This is a genomic window from Embleya sp. NPDC025285 (genome assembly GCF_055558835.1).
Genome location: NZ_JBVHLU010000110.1, coordinates 1 through 15677, shown reverse-complemented (window position 1 = coordinate 15677; position 15677 = coordinate 1). Strand labels below are relative to the sequence as shown.

Genomic DNA, 15677 nt, shown 5'->3' with positions numbered 1-15677 from the left:
GGCACCCCCCAACCGGTCCCGCACCCCGGGATCCCCAGCGCGCGCACGCGTCCCTACGTGCGGCGCATCCCGCAGGACCGACGCCGACCCGACCCCGCGTCGGATCGGCGAGTCGACGGTCAGCCCAGCGACGCCCGATCGTGCGGCGCCGCCCAGTGCTCGGCGGTCGGCGAGGTCGGCGAATCCGGGAACCGGCGCAGCGCGTTCTCCGCCTGGACCGCGAGATCGGTGGTCTCGCGGAACTCCGGCCGGGTGTACAGGTCACGCGCGTACGCCCACAGGTTGGGGTAGTCCACCAGGGTGCGGCCGTCCGCGCCTATCGCCGCCCGGTAGGTCTGCGTGAACCGCAGCAGCTTCACCCAGAACCGGATGTCCGAGATGGTCAGCCGATCACCGAACAGGTAGCGCCTGTCGGCCAGATGCGCGTCCGAGCGCTCCAGTGTGTGGATCGTCTCGCCCTCCTCCGATGTCCACAGGCCGCCCTTGCGCGCGGCGGTCGCGAAGTCCGCGTCGGTGAGGTCGATCGCCTCGCGCAGGTCCTCCGGGTACAGGTCCGGTGCCTGCTCGCCGACCAGTGCGGTGAAGCTCGTGGCCAGGTTGTTCGGGATCGCGTTGAACGCGTTCGCCACGATCCGGCCGCTCTCCCGGTCCCACAGGGTCGGTACCGAGATGTGGCCCGCGTACCCGGGCTCGGTCGCCTCGTACGCCTCCCGCAGCAGCGTGAACCCGTTCACCGGGTCCGGGCCGAACCGCTCCCGGAACGCCCAGCCGCGGGAGTCGCGTTCCTCGTCCACATACGACGCGCTCACGATGTCGGTGAGACCGCGCGCATGTCGCACGATCGCCGCGATGTGCGCCCACGGGCAGCCGTGCGACAGGTACAGGTGATACCGGCCGACCTCCTCCGGGAATTGCGGATCGCCGATCCGACCGGCGAACGGGTACTGCGGGTCGGTGACCGCGTACGGGCCGTACGTGTCGACGTCGACGGGGCTCGCGTAGCCGAGCTGAGTTGTCACCGGGTGGCTCCTGTCACGAGTTCCAGCCGATCGGGAGTGCGATCGGCGGCGGGATCGACGTCCCGCAGATGATTGAGTACGCCCCGGACCAACGCGTCGTTGACCCGAAACGCCGGCGCGTCGAAGCGGGGCCGGGAGAACCCCGCGCTCCCGGCACCGCCCGATACGCCGTGCCCGACGGCGAATCGGCCGGGATGCGCGTCGCCGCGCGCGTTGACCACCCGGCGGTCGCCGGCCCGGGTGCACAGCCGTCCCGCCGAGTCCGTGGACGCGTCGCCGCGCGCGGCCAACCGGCGTAGCAGCACGTCCCGGGTGCGCTTGAGCGAGGGCTCCGGCAACCGGGCCTCCACCAGAGCGCGGGCGCGCACCCGCGCCTGCGGCAGACTCGGACTCGCCGCCCGCCAATCGCCGGCCTCCTCGTCCGCCGCTATCTCCACGTCCTCGCCGAGAAAGCGGATCACCCCGGCCCGGGCCAACGCGAGCAGTTCCTCCAGGCGCGGCCCCGGCGGACCGCTGGCCAGGTAGCTGAAGAAACCCAACAGCCGGGTCGTGTCCGGCACCGAATCACCCGCGTCCTGAAGCCGCAGCACCACCCCGTACACGCTCAACAACGCGTGTATCGTGGCCAGATCCTGGCTGTACGCGGGATCGTGCCGGCGGGTCAGATCGGCCTCGATGTGCGCGTGCATCCACTCCTGGAGCGCGCCCTCGTCGGCGAACCGCCGCCCCTGCACCGGACGATCCAGCCGCGCCTGGTCGAACCGGTCGGCCGGATCCGGCACCGCCCGCGCGATCAGTTCGCTCGGATCGGCGGCCGCCGTGAACTCCGCGTCGAACTCGGCCCATTCCATCGTGGTGCGATCGCTGTGCGCGGTGAACAACCGGTGGTAGTGCGCACCGGCCAACTCCTTGCCGATCAACGGCCAGGGGTCGTCCGCCTCGCGTGCCGCCTCCACGGTGAAGTGCCTTGGCAGCGGCGGGCGTTCCCCGGTCCATGGATAACCCGTCTTGGACCGGTAGGGCACCCCGCGCCGAGACGCCGCGAGCAGCAACGGCTCGCGCCCGGACGCCCGATAGCGCAGCACACCGGCCGAGTCCCGCTCGAACGTGCCGCCCCGGCCGTGACTGAGCCGCACCATCAGGTCCACGAACGCCAACCCGATGCCCCGCACCAATACCGGTTCGCCCGGGCGCAACGCGTCCAGATCCAGGTCCGCGGTGTACCCGGTGGGCAGGTATGCGAGCCCGTGCCGGCGGGCGAACCCGATCTGCTCGCGCTCGTGTGGCGTCGGCTCGCTGTCCAGGTGGCCCTGGGCCAGGATCACCGCGTCCACCCGGAGCGGCGGCCGGCGCCCCGCCAGATGCACCAACTGCCGGCGCGGACCCTCGGTGACGTCCACGACCGTCGTCTGGTGCACGATCACCCGCACGTTGGGCGGCGCCCCCTCGACGGTGGACCGGAAGAACCACGCGAGATAGGCGCTGAGCAGCGGCCGGGACGGGAACGAGGTCGGCCCGCAAGCGGCCAACTCCGCGGCAAACAGCCGCAGTTCGTCGGCGCCGCGACCCTCGCGCAGCTCTTCGGTGCGATCCGCGGCCCATTCGGCCAACGAGGGCCCCGGCCGGATCGGTCCCTCGATCGTGGACACCTCGTCGGTGAACAGCGTGATGTCGCAGGCCAGCGAGTTCGCCCAGAGCAGCGGCGACTGGGCCCGCCGCCACACCCGACCCGCGCCCGGCGGGTAGGGATCGACGACGTGCACGTGCAGCGGGCGGTCGCCGAGCAGTTCGGGCACATTGGCCAACAGGCGTTCGAGGACGGACGTGCCGCCGGGACCCGCGCCGACTATGCAGACGGCGACGGGGCGGAGGCGGCCGGACGGATGGTCGGGCATGGCTCTCCCCTCGTGGGGGTGTGGCAAGAGAACGCGAACCGTCACCGGCGTCCGGGCACGGGGACGCCGGGGCGAGGGTTCGGCGGATGGGAAGGGCCTTGCGCCACAAGGCCGGGTGCGCAACCCGGGCGGGAGCTCAGGATTCCTCGGGACAGACCGAGGAGCGCGGCGGCGAGGTCAGCCGCGCGGACGACACAGCCCGCCGGCCACACGACACAGGTCGATGTGGCGGCACGACACGAGGAAGAGGTCGGGGCTCACGACATCGAAGCTACGGAGCCGCCCGACGAATTGTCAACGTCGATCCCACGCGGTCGCCTTCGAGCAATTGACCGAGCACCGCCCGGCGGGTTAGGTTCCGGAACATCTCGCCGTGGCGCTCCGCCACGGCCCAGCGAGGGGATCCCGGTGGCGCAGCACGCGCGACACAGCGACGGGGCGGTCATGTCCGCCGCCGGTTGGCTGCTGTCCGCCCGCCTCCACATCGACCTCGGGCGCGTCACCAGCGCCGCTTGTTGTCGCTGACCCGAGGCCGCGGCCCCGGCCGCGCCGTCCGCGTCGCCCCGATCGGAACCCGACCGCCACACCCGGCCGCCGCGCCACACGCCCTCCGGCACGTCGCGACGCCCGCGTAGGCCCGTTCGCGACCCCACCGGATCCGACCGGATCCGACCCGACTCCCGGGCAGGGCAGCGCCGGCCATCGATCGCGATCACCGTTCGACCGACCCGCGTGGACGCACCGACCTCCGGGACCGGTCACCGGGGCGACCCTCGGGAGAGCCGCCGATCGGGGCCGACCGCTCGGCGACCCCACCCGGCAAGCTCCCGCGCCACCCCCTCGTCACCCCTGACCAACCCCAGGGGTCACCTCTCCGGTGACCCCTGACACCCCCTATCGTCGCCGGCCCTACCACTCGACCGTCGTCCGCACCACCCCTGATCAACCCCGACCAACCCCTGATCGATCCCGGAATCCCCGAGAACCATCACCGGAACCCCGCGAACCACCACCGGAACCACCGCGAACCGAGGTAAAACCCATGGCAACCGTCCTGACCGTATGGGGCAGCCCCTCCGCGACCTCACGCACCGGCGTGGTCGCCCGCCACGTCGCCGCCAGGCTGACCGCCGACGGACACGACGTGTCCACCCTCGCCGTGCGCGACCTGCCCGCCCGGGCGCTCCTGCACGCCGACTTCGCCGACCCGGACCTGCGCGCCGCACTGAACCGGGTCGCCGACGCCGACGCGCTCGTGATCGCCAGCCCGGTGTACAAGGCCGCCTACAGCGGCGTGCTCAAGACGTTCCTGGACGTACTCCCGCAATTCGCGCTGCGCGGCAAGGAGATCCTGCCGGTGCTCACCGGCGGCACCCCCGCGCACGTGCTCGCGCTCGACTACGCGCTGCGCCCGGTGCTGACCTCGCTCGGCGCCGACCACGTCGCGCAGGGCTGGTTCGTGCACGAGCGGTACGTCGGTGCCGACGGCGGGATCGAGGCCGAGGGCGTCGCGCCGCTGGAGGAACTCGCCGACGCGTTCTCCGCCCGGCTGCGTCGCCCGGCCGCCGTCGCCTGACCCGCCCCGGTCGGCGCCCCCGGTCGCCGACCGGGGCGCAGGCCGATCCGCCCGTACGACAAGGGAGTTCGCATGACCACCGGCCATCTCCACCTCGGTGTCGCGCTCGACGGCGCGGGCCGCCACCCCGCCGCGTGGCGCTCGCCGCACGCCCGCCCCGCCGAGTTGTTCGACCCGCGCTACTGGGTCGAACTGGCCCGCACCGCCGAACGCGGCCTGCTCGACTTCATCCGCCTCGACGACTCGCTGGGGCCGCCTTCGCCCCGGGTACCGGGCCGGCTCGACGCGGTCTCGGTGGCCGCGCGGGTGGCGCCCGCCACCGAGTCGATCGGCCTGATCCCGGCCGCGACCACCACGCACACCGAGCCGTTCCACGTGTCCACCGCGATCGCCACCCTCGACCACGTCAGCCGAGGCCGGGCCGGCTGGTGGCCGCTGCCGTCCCGGACCGGCCTCGAAGCCCGCCACTTCGGCCGCAAACCCGTCGCGACCCCCGGCGAACTTGCCGACGAGCAAGCCGAGTTCACCGACGTGGTGAGCCGGTTGTGGGACAGCTGGGAGGACGACGCGATCATCCGCGACGTGGCCACCAGCCGGTTCCTGGACCGGGAGAAACTGCACTACGTCGACTTCGAGGGCACCTGGTTCGACGTCCGCGGGCCCTCCATCACACCGCGCCCGCCGCAGGGCCGACCGGTGGTCGGGATCACCGTGGACGGCCCCGACACGCTGGAGATCGCCGCCCGGTTCGCCGACGTGCTGTTCGTCGACGCGACCGGCCCCGACGAGGCCCGCCGGCTGCGTGAGCGCGCACACGCCATCGCCGAAGGCAACGGCCGCGACCCGGCCGAGTTGCGGGTGCTCGCCGAGATCACCGTGCACCTGGCCGGCACCGACGCGCAGGCCCGCCGCGAACGCGCCCTGCTCGACGCGCGCTCGGACGTACCCGTCGCCGGCGGGCTCGGCTTCACCGGCACCCCCGAGGCGCTCGCGGATCGACTCGCCGGCTGGTACGTGGGCGGCGCGGTGGACGGATTCACGCTGATCCCGGGCGTGTTGCCCCACGACCTGGACCGGATCGTCGAGGACCTCGTCCCGCTGCTGCGCGAGCGCGGCCACACCCGTACGGCCTACACCGCGCCCACCCTGCGCGGCCACCTGGGCCTGCCGCTGCCCGCCAACCGCTACGCCCGGACCTGAGGAGAGGTCACCGATGCCCGAACCCAGCAGCTCCCAGCCCAGCAGCAACCAGCCACACAACTCTCAGCCCAACAACCCCCAGCCCGGCAGCCCCCAACCCCGCGCGACGCAGCCGGGCGCCTCGCCGTCCCGCGCCCCCCGGCCCATCGACACCCGCTCCCGCGCCTCCCGATCCGAAGACCCGGCGCACCGCACGCGCATCCACCTGGCCGCGCACTTCCCCGGCGTCAACAGCACCACCGTCTGGAGCGATCCACACTCGGGCAGCCAGATCGACTTCGACTCCTTCGAACACCTGGCACGCACCGCCGAACGCGGCCGCTTCGACTTCTTCTTCCTGGCCGAAGGCCAGCGCCTGCGCGAACACCAGAACAAAATCTTCGAGTTGGACGTCGCGGGCCGCCCGGACGCACTCACCGTGCTGGCCGGACTGGCCGCGATCACCGACCGGATCGGCCTGGCCGCGACCGCCACCGCCACCTACAACGAGCCCTACGAACTCGCCCGCAAGATCGCCTCGCTCGACCACCTCAGCGCCGGCCGCGCCGCTTGGAACGTGGTCACCTCGCCGGACGCCTGGACCGGGGAGAACTTCCGCCGGGGCGGCTTCCTGCCGCGCGAGGAACGCTACGAGCGAGCCATCGAGTTCGTCGAGGCCGCCCGCACGCTGTGGGACAGCTGGGCCCCGGACGCGCACGTCGCCGACCCCGACGGCGGCGTGTTCGCGACCCCCGACGCCGGGCGGTTCGACTACCACGGCCGGCACTTCGCCATCGAAGGCCGCTTCACCGTGCCGCGCACCCCGCAGGGCCGCCCGGTGCTGATCCAGGCCGGCGACTCCGAGGACGGACGCGAGTTCGGCGCCGTACACGCGGACGTGATCTTCTCCCGACACGGCGAATACGACGCGGGCAGGGCCTTCTACGCGGACATGAAGGGCCGCGCCGCCCGACACGGGCGCGGCCCGGACGAGCTCAGGATCCTGCCCGCGGTGACCGCGGTGATCGGCGCGACCACCGAGGAGGCGCAGGAGAAGGCCGCCTGGATCCGCCGGCAACAGGTCAGCCCGCGCAACGCGATCCAGTTCGTCGAACAGGTCTGGGGCCGCGACCTGTCCGACCTGGACCCCGACGGCCCGCTGCCGGACTTCGACCCGGTCACCGACGGCACCACGATCGCCCGGGGCCGGGTCCGCACCGGCGGCGACCCGCTCGAGGTGGCCCGCACCTGGCGCGAACTCGCGGCGGCCAAAGGCGGGTTGAGCCTGCGCGAGGTGGTGATCGAGGTGGCCGCCCGGCAGACGTTCATCGGCACCGCCGCGCACGTCGCCGAGCGCATGGAGGTGCACGTACGGGACGGGGCGAGCGACGGCTTCATCCTGGTCCCGCACCTGACCCCGACCGGACTGGACGAGTTCGTCGACCAGGTCGTGCCGATCCTGCAGGAACGCGGCGTCTTCCGCGCCGAATACGAGGGCACCACCCTGCGCGAAAACCTGCGCCTGCCGGCACCGCGCCCGGCCGGCGCGCACCGCACCGACGTGGCGGTGTGAGCCCCCGGGATCCGGGCCCGCACCGCCACGCCGCGGGGGTCACGTCCAGTCGTTGAGTGCGATCGACACGCCCGAGGCCGCCGGACCCCGACAGTGGCTCCGGTGGTTTCGGGCGATGTGGTCCAGCCGCAGGTTGTCGCGGAACGCCGGGATCAGGTTCAACCGCCGTGCGTACGCCCACAGATGCGGGTGCGCCGCGAGCCGGTGCACGTCCTCGGCGTCCAAGTGCCGCTTGTGCACCGCGTCCAGGTGCACGAGCGTGGTCCACAACTGCACGTCCGCCGCGGTGAGCCGGTCACCCAGCAGAAACGGCCGTACCGCGAGCCGGCGTTCGGCCACCGCCAGGGTGGCCAGCACAGTGCCCATCGCCTCGGCCCGACGTGATCCCGCCGGTGCCCGCCCGGCCCGCTGCGCGGCGTCGGTGACGTCCTCCTCGAACAGCGTGTCCAGCGCGCACATCTCCTCGCGCCGCTCCGCCGGATACAACTCGGGCCCGCCGTCGAAGCCGGTGGCCAGGTCGCGCAGGATGTGCGGCGCGTGGTTGCTGACCACCCGTCCGCTCCACCGGTCCCACAACACCGGTACCGTCACCGGCCCGTCGTAGTGGTACTCGGTCGCCTCGTACGCCTCACGCAGGAACGCGAACCCGCCCACCGGGTCCAGGCCGTGCCCGTCCCCGTCCCGAAACGCCCAGCCACGCCCGTCGCGGACCGGGTCCACCAGCGAGGTTCCCACGGTCGCGCCCAGGCCCTTGAGGTCGCGCGTGATGGCCACCCGCAACGAACGCGGGCAGGCCAGGCACAGGTAGAGGTGGTAACGATTGGGCTCGGCGCGAAAACCCGCCCCGAGTCGGCCGCGAAAGCGCTGCATCGGCGGGCGGATGCCCTCCAGACCCGGCAGCGGCGATCCGGGGTGGCGGACGCGGTAGCGCCCGTGGGTGCGGAAGTCGATCGGTCCGGCGGCCTTCGGGGATGTCGTGGACATACGGGTCTCCCTCGCGCGGGTCGTGGAGTGTGGCAACGGTCGAGACGGCACGGCACGGCGTGGTCCGACCCGGATGCGGGCGGACCGGTGGCGTGGAACTCAGACCGCGCTACAACTCGCGCTGCACACGCGCAGGAAGTCGATGTGGCGGCGGATCAGAAGGTGAACGGCAATCAGGACCCGCGCCCCGGGCAATCCCGAGCGGGGGCCCGCGTGACACACGCAGTCGTCCATGACTCGTGATTATTCGCGCTCGAGACAGCCCCCCGCAAGAGCCCCGCACCGATCGCCGCCACATCGGGACCCACCCCCTCGGCACCACCCGCGCCCGACCCCGCCCCGGGGGCCGGACGGGCGTCCAGGAACACCGCCCCGGCCCACGCGCGACCCGCCCCGGGATCCCGAACGGGCGTCCACGCGCACACCCGCCGGGCCCATGCGCGACCGACCCCGGGATCCCGAACGGGCGTCCACGCACACCCGCCGGGCCCAAGCCCGACCCGCCCAAACCCCACCGAGCCCCAACCCCCACCCCCTTCCCCCGCGTTCAGGCAGCCCGATCCCACACCCGCGAAGGAATCGCCGCACGCAACGCCGGTGCCACCTCGCCCGCGAACAGCTCAAGCACCGCCCGCCGTTCCGCGCGATCGAGCCCCTCCGTCCCGATCGCCTGCACCTGATGCCCGTAAGCCGCGTGGTAGCGGCCGATCTTGTCCACGATCTGCGCCGGACTGCCCACCAGAGCGGGCCCGTTCGCCACGTTGTCCTCCAACGACGTGAACGGCGAACGATTGTGCTGCGCCGCCGCCGACCTGGCGAACGCGTCGTAGTAGGGCCGATAGCGCGCCAGCGCCTCCTGCGACGTGGACGCCACATAGCAGCCGCCCGCGCCCGACCCGACCACCGCGTCCGCCGGATCACGCCCGTACGCCGCCCAGCGCTCGCGATAGTGGTCGATCAGGTCGGCGTACTTGGCCATCGGATGGAAGCCGTTCGCGGTGAACAGCGGATCCCCCCACTTGGCCGCCAACTCGGTGGACGCGCGGCTCGTCGCGCTGCCGTGCCAAATCACCGGTGCCCGCCCGTCCGCACGCGGGAACGGCCGCGGATAGGTGGTGACCTCATGCAGCGGACTGCGAAAGCGCCCGGACCAGGTGACCTTCTCCTCGCTCCACAACCTGCGCAACAGCTCGAACTTCTCCTCCTGAAGCTCCCACTGATCGTCCTCCACCAACCCGAACAGCGGGAAATGGCGAGGGTCGTTGCCCTTGCCGACCATCAGATCCAGCCGACCCCGGGACAACTGGTCCAGCGTCGCGTAGTCTTCGGCCACCCGCACCGGATCCAACACGCTGATCACGGTCAGCGTGGTCAACAGCCGGATCCGCGACGTACGCTGCGCCACCGCCGCCAGGATCACCGGCGGCGCCGAGGACAGGAACGGCTCACCGTGCCGCTCACCCACCCCGAACGCGTCGAAGCCCAACTCCTCGGCCAGTGCCGCCGTCTCGACCAACTCCGCCAACTGCTCGTGCGCCGGAGCCCGATGCCCGGTGAGCGGATGCGGCGCGTTGGCGCCCAACGTGAACACGGCGAACCTCATGACACCGCTCCCAACGGCTGCGGGCGCCGACGCCCGGGAATGGCCGCGATCAACTCGCGGGTGTACGCGTGCGTGGGCGCCGACAGCACCTGCTCGCACGCGCCCTTCTCGACCAGCCGACCGGCCCGCAACACAGCCACCCGGTCGGCGATCTGGCGCACCACCGCCAAGTCGTGCGAGATGAACAGGTAGCTGATCCCCAACTCGTCCTGGAGCCGGCCCAGCAACTCCAGAATCTGCGCCTGAACCGAGACGTCCAGCGCCGACACCGGCTCGTCGCACACCACCAGATCCGGCTCCAACGCCAACGCCCTGGCGATCGCCACCCGCTGGCGCTGACCGCCGGACAACTCGGCCGGTTTGCGCCGCAGCACGCCCTCGGGCAGCGCCACCTGGTCGATCAACGCCGCCGCCCGGGCCCGCTGCTGCGCACGAGTGCCGACCCGGTACGCGCGCAGCGGCTCCTCGACGATCTCGGAGACGGTGAAGCGCGGATCCAGCGAGGCATACGGGTTCTGGTACACCAACTGCATCCGCCTGCGCAGCGCGCGCAACTCGCCGCGCCCGGGCCGGGTCACCTCCCGCCCCTCGATCAGGACCCGACCCGCCGTCGGCGTCTCCAGGCCCAGGATCATCCGCACCGTGGTCGACTTGCCCGAACCCGACTCGCCCACCAGCGCCAGCGTCTCGCCCCGACGCACCGTGAACGACACGTCGTCCACCGCGCGCAGAGTACGCGCGCCCTCCTTGGTCCGGGGCAGCGCGAACTCCTTGACCAAGCCGGTCACGGTCAGCAACGGCTCCGCCCGCGGCACCGGTTCGCGCACCGGACGAGGCCGGGCCCGACGGGTGGTCAGGCTCGGCGCCGCCGCGATCAGCTGCCGGGTGTACGGGTGTTCGGGATCGGTCAGGATCCGCGCCGCGGGCCCCTGCTCGACCACCGTGCCCTGGGACATCACCACCACCCGCTGCGCGCGGTCGGCGGCCACCCCCAGATCGTGGGTGATCAGCAGCATCGCCGTACCGTGCGCGTGGGTGAGTTCGTCGATGTGGTCCAGGATCCGCCGCTGCACGGTGACGTCCAGCGCGCTGGTGGGCTCGTCGGCGATGACCAGCCGGGGCCGGCAGGCCAGCGCGATCGCGATCAGCACCCGCTGGCACATGCCACCGGACAACTCGTGCGGGAACTGCCGTGCCCGCACCTCAGGTTCGGGCAGGCCCGCCTCGCCGAGCGCGGCCACCGCGCGCTGCGCCGCCTCCTTGCCGCTCGCCAGACCGTGCACGATCAGCGCCTCGGCGACCTGATCGCCGATCCGCCGCACCGGGTTGAGCGAGAGCATCGGGTCCTGCGGGATGAACCCGATCGATCGCCCGCGCACCCTCCGCAGTTCGCGCTCGCGCAGCGTCAACAGGTCACGGCCCTCGAACAACACCCGACCCCCGCCGACCCGGCCGCCGGCCGGCAACAACCCCACGATCGCGTGCGCGGTGGTGCTCTTGCCCGAACCCGACTCGCCCACCACCGCGACCACCTCACCGGGCGCCACGCTCAGGTCGGCGGCGGTCACCGCGTCCACCGGGCCGCGGGAGGTGCGGTAGGACACCCGCAGCCCCCGGATCTCCAACAGCGGGTCCACCGAGGTCGCCACCACCGACAACGCGGCCTGCGCCCGTCCCACTCCCGCGACTTCGGACTCCCGCACGGGGGAATCGCCGGCGAGCCCCTTGCTCGTCTCCCTCATCGGTCCTGCCTCCGTTCTCCGTCCAAGGCCCGCGAGATGCGGTTCGCGGACAACACCGTCGCCGCGATCACCAGCCCGGGAAATGTGGTCAACCACCACGCCGTGGCCACGAAGTTGCGCCCATCGGCCACCAACACGCCCCACTCCGGGGTCGGCGGCGGCGCACCGAAGCCCAGAAAGCTCAGCGCCGACACGGACAGGATCGCGATGCCGAACTCCAACGCGGCCATCACCAGCACCGGCCCGGACGCGTTCGGCAACACATGCCGGGCCAGCACCGTGCCCGAACGCACCCCGCTCGCCCGCGCCGCCTCCACGTACACCGACGAACGCACCCGCAACACCTCGGCCCGCATCACCCGGGCGAAGCCCGCGACACTGGCCACACCCACCGCGATCGCCACCTTCGTGGTGCCGAAGCCCAACGCGCCGACCAGCGCCAGCGACAACAACAGACGCGGGATCGCCTGCAACACGTCGACCACCCGCATCACCACGTCGTCCAACCACCCGCCGAAGAACCCGGACAACAAGCCGAGCCCCCCGCCCACCACCAGCGCCACCAGCACCGCCACGAACGTGGCCCGCAGCGACAACGAACTGGCGTACACGACCCGGGTGAACAGGTCGCGCCCGAGCTGATCGGTACCGAACAAGTGCTCCGCGCTCGGCCCCCGCAACTTGTCCCGGGGCGTGCCCACCAACGGGTCCCCGTCGGTGAACAACCCCGGGAACAGCGCCGCGAGCAGCACCAGCACGAACACCACCAGCGACAACGTCAACCCGGGACGGCGCAGCACGAACCGCGCGTGCCCGCGCGCCGCGGGCAGCACCCCCGTCGGGAAAGCCACGGCCATCGTCACACCGTCCTTCCCACACGCGGATCCAGCACCGGATACAGCAGATCCACCACCAGCGCGACGGTGACGAACACCACCGCCGCGAGCAGCACCACCCCCTGCACCATCGCCAGATCCTGGGTGTCCACCGCCGCCGCGGTCAGCCGGCCCACCCCGGCCCGGGAGAACACCGTCTCCACCACCACCGACTCCACCAGCACGTTCCCCGTCACCACCGCCGCCAGCGTCAACGCCGGCAGCGACGCGTTGCGCAACGCGTGCCGCAGATGGATCCGCAGCCGGCCCGCCCCCTTGGCCCGCGCGGTCTGCACGTACGGCTCCTCCAGCGCCGTGGTCATGCTCTTCGCCAACACCTGCGCGACCATCGCGCCGGCCGGCAGCGCCAGCGTGATCGCCGGCAACACCAGGCTCTCGAAGCCGTCGTTGCCCAGCGCCGGCAGCATCCCCCACTGGAAGGACACCACCTGCACCAGCAGCAACCCCACCCAAAAGCCCGGCATCGAGATTCCGATCGCCGGCAACGACAACAACACCTGACGCAGCGCCCGCAACCGGGTGAACGTCGCCGCCAGCGCCAACGCGCCACCACCGAACACCGCCAGCGCCATCGCGAACCCGGTCAACGCCAGGGTCTGCGGCAACGCGTCCGCGATCGTGCGCGCCACCGGCGCCCCGGTCTGCGCCGAGGTGCCCAGATCCCCGGTGAGCGCGTCGCCCAACGCGTGCCCGTACTGCACGTAGAGGGGATCGTCCAGGCCGTGCGCCGCGCGTACCGCGTCGATCTGCGCCTGCGTCGCGGTGCCCTCCAGACCACCCAGCTTGATCGACAACGAATCGCCCGGCAGCAGATACAGCACCACGAACGAGACGGTGAACGCCGCCCACAACACCACCACCGCCTGGAGCACGCGGCGCGCCAGATACCCGCGCATCAGCTGCTCACCCACGTGTCGTGGAACTGCAGGCGCGAGGACGCCTCGAAGCCGAGCCCGTGCACCTTCGGGCCCAGCCCGTGCACCTGGGACAACTCGAACAGCGGGATCACGTACGCGCGCTCGGCGACGATGCGCTGCGCCTGGGCGACCTTGGCGTCGCGCTGCGCGGGGTTCAGGTTCTGCGCCTGGTCGTCCAGCACGACGTCCAGCTCGCCCGAGGCGATCTTGAGCCGGTTGACCGTCTTGGTACCGAACAGCGTGCGCAGGATGTCCGGATCCGCGCGGGTGACGTTGTAGTACGCGAAGTCGTAGTCGCCCGCGCTCTGCACCTGGTTCTGCTCACCGGCGGCCAGCTTGCGCAGCCGCAGGTCCACGCCGACCTTGCGCAACTCCTGCTGGACCAGCTCCAGGACGGACTGGCTCGCGTTGAACAGCGGCGCGAAGATCACATCCACGCTCAGCCGACGCCCGTCCTTGGCCCGTATGCCGTCCGAGCCGGTCTTCCAGCCCGCCTCCTCCAACAGTCGCTTGGCACCCTCGGGGTCGTACGCCAGCTCCGCGGACAGGTCGACGTAGCCGGGGGTGACCGAGGCCAGCGGCGAGGTCGCCGCCTTGTACTTGGGGGTGAGCACGGTCTGCGCCAGCTCGGGCCGGTTCACCGCCTTCTGGATCGCCCGCCGCACCGCCTCCTCGGACAGGATCGGCCGGGAGACGTTGGCCTGGAGGTTGAACACGACGCCCGGGTTGGGCCGGGTCAGCACGGTGTACCCGGAGGCGAACCGTGCCTCGTCCTGCGGCTGCACGTCGCTGATCGCGTCCACCTGGCCGGACTCCAGGCTGCCCGCCCGCACGCCGGACTCCGGCACGATCTTGAACACGAGCCGGTCCAGGTACGCCTCGCCCTGGTGGGCGAACAGCGACGAGCCCCACCCGTACCCGGTCCGCTTGGCCAACTCCACGCTCTGGTTCGGCTTGTAGGAGCGCAGCGTGAACGGGCCGGAGCCGACCAGGTCGCCCTGGCAGCGCTGCTCCGGGGTCTTGGCCAGTGTGGCGGGGGAGAGCAGGCCCAGCGACATGGTCGAGGTGGCCTGGAGGAACTGGGCGCTGGGCGCCGAGAATTCGACCCGCACGGTGGTGGGGTCGAGCACGGTGGTGCCCTGGTACCCGGTCAGGTAGCTGCTCGCGATGGTGGCCTTGGCGCCCAGCGCGACCACGCCGTCGAGGTTGGCCTTGACCGCGGCGCCGTCCAGCGGCGCGCCGTCCGCGAAGGTGACGCCCGGGCGCAGGTGGAAGGTGAAGCGGGTGGCCTGCGGGTCCACCTCCCACGAGGTGGCCAGCCACGGCTTGATCTCGCCGGTCTTGCCCTCCTGGTCGGTCAGCGAGTCGACGATCTGGCGGCCCACGTTCAGGCTCGCGTTCGCGCCGAACTGCTGCGGGTCCAGGCACGTGGGATCGGCGGCCAGCGCGAAGGTGAGCGTGCCGCCGGCCCGCGGCGGGCCGACCTCCGCGGTGTTCGCGGCCTGGTCGCCGCCGTTGTCGCAGGCACCGGCCAGCAGCGCGAGGGCGACCGCGGCGGCACCGGCTTCGGCGACGCGACGCAGTCTTCGAGAGGGAGGGGAGGCGGTGAATGCCGAAATGCGCATGGGAATCTCCGGGCATGGCGAATTCACGCGGCGGCGCGCGTGATTTCGGGCAGGGATATTCCTCGATTCGCGCGAGCGCGCGGCATCGGACGCGAACGCGTCAGGAAACGCGCCGGTGCGGGACGCGGCGAATCGAGGAGGAGGTCGTGGAACGGCGGGCGGACGGCCCGGCGGCGATCACAAGGATCGTCGGCGGGCGTCCGGCGGCGGAGCAGCCCGGTCCGCGGGGATCAGCGGGTGCGACAGGCCGAGCTGTGCACGCGACCGAAATCGACATGCCGGCGGGTGCACAGGGGAGTTCGCGGACGGCGCACGGCCGCGCCGCAGGGCGCGACGGCCTCGACACGCCGGGAGGAGACCCCGGGCGTGGAGGCGGTGACCGACACCACGAGCGTCATGACGTCCTTCGACAGGAATGGATCGATATCTGCGACTGCGTGAGCCTATCGAGTCATCCGGCGATACAACAAGTGGCTATTCCGCTTTTCGGTCGGGGCCGGCCGGAAAGTCCGGTCCCGGGCGGGCGCGGGAAATGCGTTGCCGGGGGGGGGGGGGGGGCCCCCCCGCACCCCCCCCCCGACCCCCCCCCACACACCCCCCCCACCCACCCGGAGAAAGAAGGTCAAGCGGGCTCACCCCCCCTCCCCCCTTTATCTCGCCAAATCCCC

Annotated in this window: 11 protein-coding genes; 3 read left to right on the top strand and 8 right to left on the bottom strand. The window is 72.1% G+C overall.

Features of this window, described 5'->3' with window-relative positions; all coding sequences use genetic code 11:
- Positions 1-119 precede the first annotated feature (119 nt).
- Positions 120-1019, bottom strand: coding sequence for a glutathione S-transferase C-terminal domain-containing protein (locus ACZ4FV_RS43195; protein ID WP_395872987.1), 900 nt, complete (start codon positions 1017-1019; stop codon positions 120-122).
- Entirely contained in the window at positions 1016-2914 is a 1899-nt protein-coding gene (locus tag ACZ4FV_RS43190; protein ID WP_395872988.1) for an FAD/NAD(P)-binding protein, read from the bottom strand. Before ACZ4FV_RS43190 ends, ACZ4FV_RS43195 begins: the two co-directional genes overlap by 4 nt.
- A 1042-nt stretch (positions 2915-3956) precedes the next feature.
- Between ACZ4FV_RS43190 and ssuE the strand changes: the two genes are divergently transcribed.
- The 3 genes from ssuE (at position 3957) to ACZ4FV_RS43175 (ending at position 7242) form a co-directional block, all read left to right on the top strand.
- Positions 3957-4490: an NADPH-dependent FMN reductase gene (gene ssuE, locus ACZ4FV_RS43185; protein WP_395872989.1), complete on the top strand. Its 534-nt coding sequence runs from the start codon at positions 3957-3959 to the stop codon at positions 4488-4490.
- A 72-nt stretch (positions 4491-4562) separates the two neighbouring features.
- Entirely contained in the window at positions 4563-5690 is a 1128-nt protein-coding gene (locus ACZ4FV_RS43180; RefSeq protein WP_395872990.1) for an LLM class flavin-dependent oxidoreductase, read from the top strand.
- A gap of 13 nt (positions 5691-5703) precedes the next feature.
- The gene (locus tag ACZ4FV_RS43175; RefSeq protein ID WP_465326319.1) at positions 5704-7242 is read left to right on the top strand and encodes an NtaA/DmoA family FMN-dependent monooxygenase; all 1539 of its coding nucleotides are present in this window, start codon (positions 5704-5706) and stop codon (positions 7240-7242) included.
- A 39-nt stretch (positions 7243-7281) separates the two neighbouring features.
- Here the strand turns inward: ACZ4FV_RS43175 and ACZ4FV_RS43170 are convergent, their stop codons facing one another.
- From ACZ4FV_RS43170 to ACZ4FV_RS43145, 6 genes are all read right to left on the bottom strand, one after another.
- Positions 7282-8226 (bottom strand): glutathione S-transferase C-terminal domain-containing protein, encoded by a 945-nt coding sequence (locus ACZ4FV_RS43170; protein WP_395872992.1) that lies wholly within the window; start codon positions 8224-8226, stop codon positions 7282-7284.
- Between the two features lie 547 nt (positions 8227-8773).
- Entirely contained in the window at positions 8774-9829 is a 1056-nt protein-coding gene (locus ACZ4FV_RS43165; protein WP_395872993.1) for an LLM class flavin-dependent oxidoreductase, read from the bottom strand.
- Entirely contained in the window at positions 9826-11571 is a 1746-nt protein-coding gene (locus tag ACZ4FV_RS43160; protein ID WP_465326316.1) for a dipeptide ABC transporter ATP-binding protein, read from the bottom strand. Before ACZ4FV_RS43160 ends, ACZ4FV_RS43165 begins: the two co-directional genes overlap by 4 nt.
- Complete coding sequence (locus ACZ4FV_RS43155) at positions 11568-12428, bottom strand: ABC transporter permease (protein ID WP_465326314.1); 861 nt, start codon at positions 12426-12428, stop codon at positions 11568-11570. The genes ACZ4FV_RS43160 and ACZ4FV_RS43155 overlap by 4 nt, the downstream gene beginning before the upstream one ends.
- Positions 12429-12430: 2 nt before the next feature.
- Complete coding sequence (locus tag ACZ4FV_RS43150; protein ID WP_402230280.1) at positions 12431-13363, bottom strand: ABC transporter permease; 933 nt, start codon at positions 13361-13363, stop codon at positions 12431-12433.
- Positions 13363-15009, bottom strand: a complete 1647-nt coding sequence (locus tag ACZ4FV_RS43145; RefSeq protein ID WP_465326312.1) for an ABC transporter substrate-binding protein — start codon at positions 15007-15009, stop codon at positions 13363-13365. Before ACZ4FV_RS43145 ends, ACZ4FV_RS43150 begins: the two co-directional genes overlap by 1 nt.
- Positions 15010-15677 lie beyond the last annotated feature (668 nt).

Excerpts from the sequence above, each read along its gene's own strand:
- ACZ4FV_RS43190 (WP_395872988.1), bottom strand. The coding sequence starts at position 2,914 with ATGCCCGACCATCCGTCCGGCCGCCTCCGCCCCGTCGCCGTCTGCATA.
- ssuE (WP_395872989.1), top strand. The coding sequence starts at position 3,957 with ATGGCAACCGTCCTGACCGTATGGGGCAGCCCCTCCGCGACCTCACGC.
- ACZ4FV_RS43180 (WP_395872990.1), top strand. The coding sequence starts at position 4,563 with ATGACCACCGGCCATCTCCACCTCGGTGTCGCGCTCGACGGCGCGGGC.
- ACZ4FV_RS43175 (WP_465326319.1), top strand. The coding sequence starts at position 5,704 with ATGCCCGAACCCAGCAGCTCCCAGCCCAGCAGCAACCAGCCACACAAC.
- ACZ4FV_RS43170 (WP_395872992.1), bottom strand. The coding sequence starts at position 8,226 with ATGTCCACGACATCCCCGAAGGCCGCCGGACCGATCGACTTCCGCACC.
- ACZ4FV_RS43165 (WP_395872993.1), bottom strand. The coding sequence starts at position 9,829 with ATGAGGTTCGCCGTGTTCACGTTGGGCGCCAACGCGCCGCATCCGCTC.
- ACZ4FV_RS43160 (WP_465326316.1), bottom strand. The coding sequence starts at position 11,571 with ATGAGGGAGACGAGCAAGGGGCTCGCCGGCGATTCCCCCGTGCGGGAG.
- ACZ4FV_RS43155 (WP_465326314.1), bottom strand. The coding sequence starts at position 12,428 with ATGGCCGTGGCTTTCCCGACGGGGGTGCTGCCCGCGGCGCGCGGGCAC.
- ACZ4FV_RS43150 (WP_402230280.1), bottom strand. The coding sequence starts at position 13,363 with ATGCGCGGGTATCTGGCGCGCCGCGTGCTCCAGGCGGTGGTGGTGTTG.
- ACZ4FV_RS43145 (WP_465326312.1), bottom strand. The coding sequence starts at position 15,009 with ATGCGCATTTCGGCATTCACCGCCTCCCCTCCCTCTCGAAGACTGCGT.